Raw genomic sequence first — 11657 nt, forward strand, 5'->3', positions numbered from 1 at the left:
TGACCCTCATCATGGCAATATTATTCTGTTTAAACAAGTTTGAAGCAAATATTGAAGTGAGAACTGTCAAATACTCAATCATAGAAAAAATTATCCTATTTTTCCTAATAATATTGTCCATCCTATTTTTCGTCATTTATGATGAGCTGATGGTTATCAGTATGATTTTTACATACCACTTCAATGAAGATTACATTCAGCTATTCAACTTTTGCTTTGGAAGCGGGCTGATGATTCTCATTTGCATATTCCACATCCACTATGTTGAAAAAACGATAACCAATCCTATATACGGCCTAATCGATTCATTAAACCAATACGGAAATGATGAAGATGAAGACTACAGGGAGAACTACACTGAAAAATTCAAAAACTATTTGAAAAACAACGATGATATCTCACGACTGATTGAATCGTTTATCACATTAAACAATAACATTGAAAACAATTTAAATGACCTCCAAAAGACAACCGCCGAGAAAGAAAAAATTGAAACTGAATTTAGTATTGCAAGCAATATCCAATCAGGAATGCTTAAAACAAATTTCGATGAATTCTCCAATGGCGAGCCTTTTGAGATTTATGGATTAATGAAACCTGCAAAAGAGGTTGGGGGAGCATTTTATGACTATTTCAATATAGATGAAGAAAATATAGCTTTCTTTATTGGAGATGTGAGTGAAACAGGAGTTCCTGCAACATTATTCATGGTCAAAACCATGCAACTAATTGAAAACCACAGCAAATTCAATTCTGATCTTGAAGAACTTTTTGAAGAGGTTAATGAGTTAACCTCTATGAGAAATGACGATAAAGTGATTGTCACATCCTGGTTTGGAAAATTAAATATCAAGAGCGGAAAGTTAAGTTTTGTTAACGCAGGACATAATCCCCCATTAATCAAACATGACAATCAGGATTTCGAATATTTAACTGTCAAACCTGATTATCCTTTAGGAATCATGGAAAATGTAAAATATGAAAAACAGGACCTATATTTAAGTCCTGGAGATATGGTGTTCTTATATACTGATGGAGCAATAGGAAAAAGAAACACTCCTGATTCTTTTTACAGTGATGATCTTTTGAAAGAAACAGTAAACAAATATAATGATGAGAAGTTAGAAAATATGATTAAAAGCATTGAAACCGATTTAAATCAAGTTTACAATTATAATAATCCAATCGATGACATTACAATACTGGTAATAAAATACAACGGTTGTGAAAGTTATGAATAGAATCAGGAACCTTTTTAAATCAAAAAAATTTATTTTATTATTCTCAATGAGCATAACTTTTATAACAATATTACTGCTAAATATTTTTGATGCCACCTCAGATATGAGCATTGAAATTGCCATACTGCCTGTTTTAGGTTTATTGTGGGGTCCTATCGGAATTTTAGGATTCCTTATAGTAGAAAGCATATATTTCATTGTATATGACCCAAGTGACATCATATTTGTCCTAAAAATAATGACTGTATTGTTTATAAGCAGCATGATGCTGTGGAAATTATGGTATTCCGTTATGAACCGGGACGGCCATGAAATTCCTAATTTAAACAGTTTATACAATATAATTAAATTTTTCTCCCTGTTTATAGTTTATATGGGAGTGGCGTATATTCTGTTATATGGATTCATTAAAGGAAATTCCGATGCCGAGTATTTATATGAAAATATGGTAATGATATTCCCATTGAGCGTGCTTATTTTGATAATGGGGATACATACTACAGTCAAATATAAAATACCATTATATACTCCAAAAAGAGAATTGAAGTATATTTTGCCTGAAAAAGCTTACTTCATCATATTAATTGCCGCAATCATTATCGGACTGGCGAATATCCTATTGGTGAACAATGAACTTTATTCAAGAATGATAAGTATTTTAGTAATGGTGCTCCTGATAACCTATATAACAAAACCATTGGGAGATAATTATGCAATAAAAGAAGATATACCTCTAAATTTATTCAATAAAATTAATTATTCCCTATTCATACTAATGCTAATCCTGCTTGGGTTAGCGACTTTACCTCTGTATGTATTTATTCCTGAGGACATAACTCCGACAGACGTACTCGGCAATTTTTCATACATTATTATAAACTACATGACATTAATGCTCATTCCAGTTTTAGGTTATATGTATTACCTGGAAAAAAACATGACAAAACCTATCAACCGGTTATCAAAATCATTGTCCAGATCAATGAATAACAAAGAAGATTATCAAATGCTTAAAGACGATTTAAATTCAATAACCGTTAACAATGAACTGAAATCCCTTGCAGAGTCAATGCTTAACATGGAAGAAGATTTGAATCTTTACACAAAACAGCTAATTGAAGTAACTTCCCAAAAAGAGAGATATGAAACAGAAATGAAATTAGGTCATGAAATACAGGATTCCATGATTTCCAAAAATTTTGAAGAGTATAATGATGGTGGAAAATGTGAAATCTGGGGACTGATGAAACCTGCACGTGAAGTTGCCGGTGATTTCTATGACTTTTTCAAAATAGATGATGACAATATAGGATTTGTGATAGGAGACGTCAGTGGAAAAGGAATAACCGCCTCATTGATTATGGTTAAAGCAATGACATTAATCCAGGATTATGCACGACATTTAGAAGATCCTTCAGAAGTATTTTATGAAGTGAATAATCTTCTTTGTGAAGGAAATGTTGAAAATCTCTTCGTTACATGCTGGCTTGGAAAAATAAACTTCAAGACAAAGAAATTATCCTATGTCAATGCAGGACACAATCCTCCATTAATCAAGCAAAATGAGAATTTTGAATATTACACCATAGATCCCGGAGTGGTTTTAGCTGCAATGGAAGATATGCCTTATGAAACAAATGAACTCCAGTTAAAATCCGGAGATGCGATATTTTTATATACTGACGGAATAACTGAGGCAAATTACAATTATAATGATTTCTACGGCGAGGAAAGATTAAAAAACATCTTAAATAAGCATAAAAATGAGGATTTAGAAATGATAATAAACGCCGTGGAAAAGGATATAGATGATTTCTGCGAAAATCAGGAGCAGTTTGATGACACAACAATGTTTGCCATTAGACTGAAATAGTTATTTAGAATTACTATCCTTTAAAATACATAGTGATAGAAAATTTTTACCCGGTTAAGCCGGTTCTTTCCATTAAAATTTCAACTCAGCAAATTTTTTTAAAAATCAAAATTCTAATTTTACAAACCTTAATTAAATAGAATTAACAAAATTATTAATGATTATATTTTTAAGGAGATTATAATGACTCGTATTTCAATTTTAGACAAAGACAAATGTCAACCTAAAAAATGTGATTATCTTTGTATTCATTACTGTCCAGGTGTCAGAATGGATGAAGACACCATAGTAATTGATGAAGATACAAAAAAACCGTTGATATCAGAAGAATTATGTGAAGGGTGCGGTATTTGTACAAACAGGTGCCCATTTGATGCTATTACAATTATTAACCTACCTGAAGCTGTAGGTGAACCTATCCACAGATTTGGACAAAATCAATTTGAACTGTTTGGTCTTCCAAGCCTAGAAGAAGGAACCGTTTTGGGTCTTTTAGGACAAAACGGTATTGGTAAATCAACAATAATGAACATACTGTCTGGAAATCTAATACCAAACTTTGGAGACTTTGAAAATACTCCGGAAAACTGGGACGGAGTAATTGAATATTACAAAGGTTCAGCACTTCAAAAATATTTCCAAGATTTATCTGAAGGCAACATTAAAACCATATTAAAACCACAGATGGTTGACAAGCTTCCGAAAGTTGTAAAAGGCAAGGTTAAAGACTTGCTTTCAAATGTTAATGAAAGGGACAAACTGGATTATGTTACTCGGGAATTGCAGCTTGAAAATGTGCTTGACAGAAAAATGGAAAATCTTAGTGGAGGAGAACTTCAAAGAGTTGCAATAGCCGCAACAGTTCTAAGGGAAGGTGATTTCTACTACTTTGACGAACCTACATCCTGGCTTGACGTATCCCAAAGATTAAATGCAGTTCGTGTAATCAGGTCCCTTGCTGAAGAAGGCAAAAGCGTGCTTGTTATTGAACACGACCTTGCAACATTAGATGCGCTTTCAGACAATATCCATATCCTATATGGGCAACCTGGAGGATATGGTGTTGTATCCGGAAGAAAAGGAGTTCGTTTAGGAATAAATGCTTATATCAAAGGATTTTTATCAGAAGAAAATGTCAGAATTAGAAAAACTCCTATTGAATTTGCAATAAGACCTCCAACTCCTGAAGATGAAGGAGATGCTCTTGCAAGCTACACTGACTTAAGCAAAGACTATGACGGATTTAAGCTAAGTGCAGATGCTGGTGAAATATTTTATGATGAAATTGTAACTGCATTCGGTTCAAACGGTATAGGTAAAACCACATTTGCAAAAATGCTTGCAGGAGTAGAAGAACCAACTACCGGAGAAGTTGATGAAGACGTTACAATAGCTTACAAACCACAATACATTGTTTCCAACTTTGAAGGAACAGTACAGGAATTCCTATATGTTAATGTGCCTAATTTCGGAACTAAACTCTTTGAAAGCGAAATTATGAAACCTCTAACCTTAAACGACATTCTTGATAAACCCGTTAAAGGATTAAGTGGAGGAGAACTTCAAAGATTAGCTATAGCAACAACACTATCAAAAGATGCTGAAATTTATCTTTTTGACGAACCGACAGCATTTTTAGATGTTGAACAAAGGTTGATAGCTGCAAGGGTTATTCGTAAAATGGTTGAAAGCAGAAATGCAGCATCACTTATCGTTGACCACGATATTGTGTTTATAGATTACATCTCCGACAGGGCAATGGTATTCAATGGAACTCCAGGTTTAAACGGTCACGCATCAAAACCGACAGATCTCAGAAATGCAATGAATGAATTTTTAGGAAATCTAAACATTACATTCAGAAGAGATAAAGAAACAAAAAGACCAAGAGTAAATAAACTCGACAGTTACAAAGATCGTGAACAAAAAGAAAAAGGAGAGTATTATTACCTGTCCGATTAAATTCTTCAATTACCATCATCATTTAACCAAAACAGATTATTTAAAAAAAATAGTTATTAAAGTAGAGGAGTAACTTTAATAACCATTAAATATGCTAATTATTTCTTTGTACCAATGAAATAATTACAGATATCATATATCATAATAGACATATCGATTACAATTCAAAATACGAAATGACCAATGAAAGATAATTAAAGACCCTTAACTATCTTTCTAAGATTAGTGATCTCCCACTAATCTTAGAAAAATAATTGAAAGATAGAGAGTAAATAGCTAAATAGCTATTTACATTTGAGTTATATGGCCAATTACTATTGAGCCGTGACATATTTTAATTATCATAATAATTTGAAAGTAAAATCAAATCATTTATGATAATCTATATTATACTAACAAGTAATAACCATATAAATGTTATTAAAGTATTACTCAACATATACAGCGTTAAATTATAAAAAGAGAACTATTTATAAGGGATATCCTTAACAAAAGATATTGAAGTTAATATATGCTCCAATAAAGCACCATTGCCCCAAAATGAAAAAAAATAATAACTATGAAATTTTTCAAAACCTATTTAAAATTAAAAATCAAGTCTTAAATTAGTTTATTTATTAAAATATTTCGTAAAAATTGTTATTTTAAAAAAACAATTCCCTAATAATTATAACAAACGAAAATCTGCGAAAAACACAAGAATAAAAATAGTAATACTTTTTATAAAAATAATACTACAATAGATAATAATTATTGATAAAAAAATATTAATTAAAGATAATAGCTATTAAAGTCTTGAGGAGTGAGATGCTTTAATAGCTATTGTAGACAGTGAAAGAAACCATATAAAATTATATAAATCTCTTTATTCATTAATTATCTTACATTGATGGAGAAAAAAGGCAACATCAACTGGTTATGCCAACAATCAATATTGCCCGGCTAATGATGAATTATCAACATAAAATAATTAATCGAAAAATAATCAAAATATTCGCTATTTTAACTATCTTTCTAACATTAGTAGATTGCCACTAATCTTAGAAAGACAATTAATAAAGGGAGTAAATAGCTATATAATCACATATAGCTATTTACAAGAATATATGACTTGACTATTAAACTCTATTTTAATTCTAATGGGCCTAATTTTGTTAGTGTTTTGTGGAATTCCTCCATGGTTCTTTGGAATTTTTCTCCTTCGGATGCTGAAATCCAGTCGTGGCAGAATCTTTCTTTTTCTATTCCGAATTCTTCGAGAATGTCTTCGACTATTTTGGATCTTCTGGACCATTTGTAGTTTCCTGCGTCGTAGTGGCAGTCCCCTATGTGGCATCCTCCTACGAATACTCCATCTGCGCCTTCCTGGAATGCTTTGAATATCATTGATGGGTTTATTCTTCCGGAGCACATTACTCGAATAATTCTAATGTTTGGTGAGTATTGCATACGTGCGGTTCCCGCAGTGTCTGCACCACCATAACAACACCAGTTACATAATAATCCTACTATTTTTAAATCATCAGACATCAAAATCACCTCATAATTCAGTTTTTTCTGGGCTGTATAATGGAGGTTTGATATCATCTGAAACTCCAGCTACATAACCAGTTCTATTAAAGTATTTTTTCTGTAATTTATCAAAGATTAAGGATACTGGGATGTCCATTGGACATACATCGTCACATTGACCGCAGTCTACACAGCTGAAGCTCATATGTGATAACCTTATGCCTTGGAATGCAATTGGGCTAGGCGGAATATTTTGTGCATCCTTGAAGTACGGTTTGTTTAGTTCACAATTTTCAAAGCACCAACAGATTGGACAAACGTCACGGCATGCATAACAGCTAATGCAACGGTTCCAGTCATCCATTTCACTGACTGTTGGATACATTGCATCCTGGTTTTTCTTAGCCATCTTAATCATGATGCCTTCAACTTTCTTTCTGCCTTCAATAGCCGCTTCAGCAGGAGATTTAGTTTCAAGAATTCCTGCTTTTTTAGCACCATCAATTAATTCCTGACCTTTTTCGTCATTGATTTCAATGAATGTCCATCCATCTTCTGCTCCCCAATTTCCACAAGCAATGTTAGCTTTTCTTGGGATTTTTACATCACATCTTTGACAGTTTTTACGACGTCCGTAACCCTCATTTTCAAGGTCATGAATTTTAACTGCCTCTTCGGAACCATCTGCAAGTTCAATGATAAATTGTCCTTTATCAATTTCTTCACTTACAACATCATCAGGGTCAGCTTCGTAGAACAAATCAATCATTTCCCTACCGCTAACCGGTGAAACAGTTCCACCGCAGTTTAAACCAATCATATAAATATTGTCTTTATTAATTTTGTGTCTAGTAATCAGTTCTTCAACAGCCCTCATATCACATGGCTTAACTGTAAATGCAACTTTTTTATCAAAAAAGTATTTTTGAACAAGATCGCCAATCATAGTCGGAGCACAATGGTAAGACCCTGCAGTTTTTAATAAATCTTCTGAGTCAGTGATAAAAACCGGTGTAGCATCATACACGTCATCCTGAGGACTTAATGCCAAAACACCATCAACCAATCCTTCATCAAGTAAATATTTAAGAATACTAGTTACAGCACCACCACATTCACCTGCTCCATGAATATCTGCATTTTGAGATTTTGCTAAAACATAACTCATAATATCCCTCTATTTGTTTAATTCCTCGATAACTTCAATAATACCTAAATCATCAGATTCAACTACAGGATAGAAATTTTGTACATCGCCCATTGCATTTACAAAAGATCCCTCTTGCTCCAACCATGATTTGACAGGGATAACAATGTTTGAGATTTCTGTAGTGTTACTTTCACAACATGCTAAACTGATAATTTTTGATATTTTACTAAAATCATAATCAAATTCATCTACAACATCATCATTGAAAACTAATAAAACTTTAGTGCTATCAAATAATTCTATCATTTCATCACTAGATTTTGAATCTATAATGCCTAAAGCGCCTTTTGTATTGGATTTGCTGAAAACAGGCAAAATTTTACAATTTAAAGATTCAAATTTATCCAAGTCCTCTGCTGCATCAACATAATTAAATACAACAACTGTTGAATCATCAATTTCACCACTGAATTTATCCAAAAATTCCTGAACTGATGAAGTGGATGTTTCATCTGCAATGTTGAAAGTAACTGAACTTTCATTTTTACCTAAAGCAAATATTTTTGCATCATTTTTTTTTGCATGAACAATTCTTCTTCCAATCAAAGGATTTTCATACAATAAGTCACCAATTACAAATACTTTACCTGCATGTGCAATATCATCATATGAAGCAACATCATCATAATTTTTTAAATTATCCGCATAAAATCCAATGTTGAAACCATTAGATTCAGCAAAATTTTTAATTGCTTCGATTTCTTCAATAGAATTATTTCCAGAACAAATTACAGTTACATCGGATGCATCAACTGATTGAATTTCTTTTAATGCATCTGCAATTGCATTATTCAAATCAAAAGATTCAAACTTGTTATTGTAACAATCAATGGAATTTCTTCCATTTGCACAATTTTTTCCAGCATTAACCGGATGTCTTTTATATGGAAATGTCCCAATAATTTCTTCACCATCTAAAATCACGTTTATACCGCAGCCAACACTACATGATGGGCATAACGTGTGTTTAATTTCAAACATAATACATCACCAAAATATTTAAAAAGCAGTACCGAAATTAACTGTAGAACTAATTCCTTCATTTATTAAATCATATTCTGTTTGCCTAGTTAGTGAAATCATATTCATCAAAATAGTGCAAGCATGATGGAAAATCATTTGAGAACATTCATTATGATTAAATTCTTCCAAATCCCCCAATATGACTAATCCTTCAAGTTTAAAATTTAAATTTAAATATTCACCAGATTTTAAAACAATATTATAGTTTATATTCCTTTGATCAGTATTCATATACTCTACTGACCAATCAATATCCAAATTCAAATTTGTATTTTTAGGATTGAAATCTTCACGAATCATCGCTATTTTTTCTACAGTAATCTCCACTACTCTCTCTCCAATTATTTATTAATATTATCTCGAATTATTAAAATTAACAAAATTAATTATTAATAACCTATTATCTAATTAATAGTAATAAACATATAAATGTTATTAAAGTATTACTCGATTATTTGAAGGTATTTTAAATAAATAAGAAAATACAAATCGATAATGAATTAAATATTGTAAATAAATTTAGAATAAAGGAAATTAATGCTTTAGATTAATTTTTTAAAAAAAATTAATAATTATGAAAATTAATTAAATTCATTTAAAATAAAAAATAAGCTTTTATTATGTCAATACAAACGAATTGCTACAAATAAGAAAATTATATTTAAAAATATCTAATTAAAATGAAGCAATAAACTAAAAAATAGAAAAAATTATAAAATAAAAAAAGTAATACTAATTCTAAAATTAATACTACTGCTAAACATATTTTTTTATAAAAAAGTATTACTAAACAATAGTTAATGCATTAGGTACCTTTTTCAAAATATTCTCTTTTACAGGAATCATTGTAGAAGATGCAATTGAAAAGTTAGCGCTTTTAGCCGCAACTTTATCATCACTTTCAGCGATGATAGTGGCATTTAAAGCATTTTGCAAGTTATCTACAGTATTTTTTAACACCCACTCATCAACATCAGATATTATGATTTCATCAACATATTTATCCAGTTCATTAGCAATTACCCATGAAACAAACCTTCCCCCATGTAGAGATATTGTATTTCCATCAGCCAGAGAAACAATCTCATCCAAACTATGTTTCAATTCAATATTTTGATACATTCTAGAATTGACTAATGTTGCCCAGTGTGCATCACCAACATGATAATCACCTATTTTTCTTGGGTATACATAATCAGGACCTGCAATTTTAACAGCTGTTGTTAAAGCCAGCAAATCATGCTTTTGTACAGGAAGACCTCTGTTTGGAAACTCTTCATTGATTATTTGAATTATTCTTGGAAGTCCGAATTTTCCACGCCTGGCAGTTCCAGGTTCATATCCACACATATATCCATGATGATTTTTAGGAAACCCAGTAATTACCATATTCAAACCGGATCTCAAACCTGCCCTTACCTCATGTTCATAAGCCCCATTAGTTGCAACCACTTTTCCGGGTGACAATATCCTTGCAGCCGCAATTGTCTTTGCAAATGCTTCGGTTGTGTTTTCACACCTGTTAAAAGGACCTCCTTCAACTACAATAACGTCCGCACCAATTTCAATGGACTTTTCAAAACCAGTTATGACCTCATCATAACCATCACCCACAAACATGATGGACTCTAAACCTCTACCATATTTTTTAGCCAAGTTTGCAATGTCTTCAGCTTCCCTTAAAGGCGCTGCATGCCCGTCACCAGTCTGTTCACAGGTAACATTAACTGCAACGGATGATGATAATTTAACCCATTCCTCCTTATCGTCTTTTTGCTCCATTTCTTTATCAATCAGACGTTCGTGAATTCTTCCGCGAGGACATTCAGTAAATGCAGGACCCTTATTATAACATTCCCCTCCACATCCACTGATATTTTTTGGAAGCCTCATTGCACCATTTTCACCGAAATGATCCAAATCAAGAGGAACGTCAACAATTTCATGGACTTTCTTCATTACCTCAAGTCCAGTCATTCCGAATTTTTCCCCAATATCAGAAAATGCATAAGCACAAATATGAATTGGAGCACCAATCATATCTGACAAACGGCAATTACCCAATAGATCCATTAACTCCAAATCGGATGCACATGTTCCTGCAACAACTTCAGTCAAGTCACAACCTAAAGGAAATCTTTTAAATTGCATCCCAAGTTTCATTGTCTCTTCCAATGAAAGTTCTGAAATTGCATCAACAACAGATCCTACATCTTTATCCATTTTTGAAATTTCGATTGCCGCATCATCATCATGAACCGCATTTTTTATTAAATCATACATGAAAAATTCTCCAAATTTAAGTTTAACTAATATATTTTTCGTGAAATCATGAATAAATATGTTTCGTTTTAGGCATGCCTAAATCAAGTTTATATAAATTATATTCGCGGATAAAAAGTATTACTAATTTATAAGATAATAAAAAAATAGTATTACCAGTATTACTAAAAAAGTAAAAATAATAGAAAAAATAATACTAAATAAAGCTCAATGTAAAGATTTAAATAATATTACAATTTAAATAAAATATATTACTACATGGCATAAACTACCATAATTATTTAATAATAGCAATTTTAGATACATCTGCCATGTAGTAAAACTTTTTTAAATTTATACTGAATTTAAAAAAAGTTCAATTAAATAATATGGAGACTAAAAAATGGTTCTTTCTAAATTAAAAGAAAGATTCAAACAACATGATAGTAAAGGAGATAAAAAAATGAAAGTAGCAATTTTAGGTGCAGGATGTTACAGAACACACGCTGCAAGTGGAATTACCAACTTCTCAAGAGCTTGTGAAGTTGCAGAAGCAACCGGAAAAGAAAACATT

General features: G+C 31.7%; 8 protein-coding genes and 1 pseudogene. 4 read left to right on the forward strand and 5 right to left on the reverse strand.

Annotated elements, in window-relative coordinates; all coding sequences use genetic code 11:
* From ACJMLH_RS04735 to ACJMLH_RS04745, 3 genes are all read left to right on the forward strand, one after another.
* The coding region (locus ACJMLH_RS04735) for a PP2C family protein-serine/threonine phosphatase (RefSeq protein WP_405275215.1) at positions 1-1241 on the forward strand (1241 nt) is incomplete at its 5' end.
* A 103-nt stretch (positions 1242-1344) separates the two neighbouring features.
* Positions 1345-3114, forward strand: coding sequence for a PP2C family protein-serine/threonine phosphatase (locus tag ACJMLH_RS04740; protein ID WP_405275217.1), 1770 nt, complete (start codon positions 1345-1347; stop codon positions 3112-3114).
* A gap of 183 nt (positions 3115-3297) precedes the next feature.
* Complete coding sequence (locus ACJMLH_RS04745) at positions 3298-5076, forward strand: ribosome biogenesis/translation initiation ATPase RLI (RefSeq protein ID WP_405275219.1); 1779 nt, start codon at positions 3298-3300, stop codon at positions 5074-5076.
* Between the two features lie 1125 nt (positions 5077-6201).
* Here ACJMLH_RS04745 and ACJMLH_RS04750 read toward each other — a convergent pair.
* From ACJMLH_RS04750 to hmdC, 5 genes are all read right to left on the reverse strand, one after another.
* The gene (locus tag ACJMLH_RS04750) at positions 6202-6606 is read right to left on the reverse strand and encodes a hydrogenase iron-sulfur subunit (RefSeq protein ID WP_405275221.1); all 405 of its coding nucleotides are present in this window, start codon (positions 6604-6606) and stop codon (positions 6202-6204) included.
* Positions 6607-6616: 10 nt separating this feature from the next.
* Positions 6617-7756 (reverse strand): Coenzyme F420 hydrogenase/dehydrogenase, beta subunit C-terminal domain, encoded by a 1140-nt coding sequence (locus ACJMLH_RS04755; RefSeq protein WP_405275224.1) that lies wholly within the window; start codon positions 7754-7756, stop codon positions 6617-6619.
* Positions 7757-7765: 9 nt separating this feature from the next.
* Positions 7766-8779 carry a molybdopterin-dependent oxidoreductase gene (locus tag ACJMLH_RS04760; RefSeq protein ID WP_405275226.1) on the reverse strand — a complete coding sequence of 338 codons (1014 nt, stop codon included), beginning with the start codon at positions 8777-8779 and terminating at the stop codon, positions 7766-7768.
* 18 nt (positions 8780-8797) lie between these two features.
* Positions 8798-9148: a pilus assembly protein gene (locus tag ACJMLH_RS04765; RefSeq protein ID WP_405275228.1), complete on the reverse strand. Its 351-nt coding sequence runs from the start codon at positions 9146-9148 to the stop codon at positions 8798-8800.
* Between the two features lie 459 nt (positions 9149-9607).
* On the reverse strand, positions 9608-11104 hold the full coding sequence (gene hmdC / locus ACJMLH_RS04770; RefSeq protein WP_405275230.1) for a 5,10-methenyltetrahydromethanopterin hydrogenase cofactor biosynthesis protein HmdC: 1497 nt from the start codon (positions 11102-11104) through the stop codon (positions 9608-9610).
* Positions 11105-11546: 442 nt separating this feature from the next.
* Here hmdC and ACJMLH_RS04775 point away from each other — a divergent pair.
* Positions 11547-11657, forward strand: a pseudogene (locus ACJMLH_RS04775) (5,10-methenyltetrahydromethanopterin hydrogenase); the annotation flags it as partial.

The sequence above is a fragment of the Methanobrevibacter sp. genome (assembly GCF_045116495.1).
Classification (GTDB): domain Archaea; phylum Methanobacteriota; class Methanobacteria; order Methanobacteriales; family Methanobacteriaceae; genus Methanocatella.

Coding starts and splice junctions, on each gene's coding strand:
- ACJMLH_RS04740 (WP_405275217.1), top strand. CDS start 1,345: ATGAGCATTGAAATTGCCATACTGCCTGTTTTAGGTTTATTGTGGGGT.
- ACJMLH_RS04745 (WP_405275219.1), top strand. CDS start 3,298: ATGACTCGTATTTCAATTTTAGACAAAGACAAATGTCAACCTAAAAAA.
- ACJMLH_RS04750 (WP_405275221.1), bottom strand. CDS start 6,606: ATGTCTGATGATTTAAAAATAGTAGGATTATTATGTAACTGGTGTTGT.
- ACJMLH_RS04755 (WP_405275224.1), bottom strand. CDS start 7,756: ATGAGTTATGTTTTAGCAAAATCTCAAAATGCAGATATTCATGGAGCA.
- ACJMLH_RS04760 (WP_405275226.1), bottom strand. CDS start 8,779: ATGTTTGAAATTAAACACACGTTATGCCCATCATGTAGTGTTGGCTGC.
- hmdC (WP_405275230.1), bottom strand. CDS start 11,104: ATGTATGATTTAATAAAAAATGCGGTTCATGATGATGATGCGGCAATC.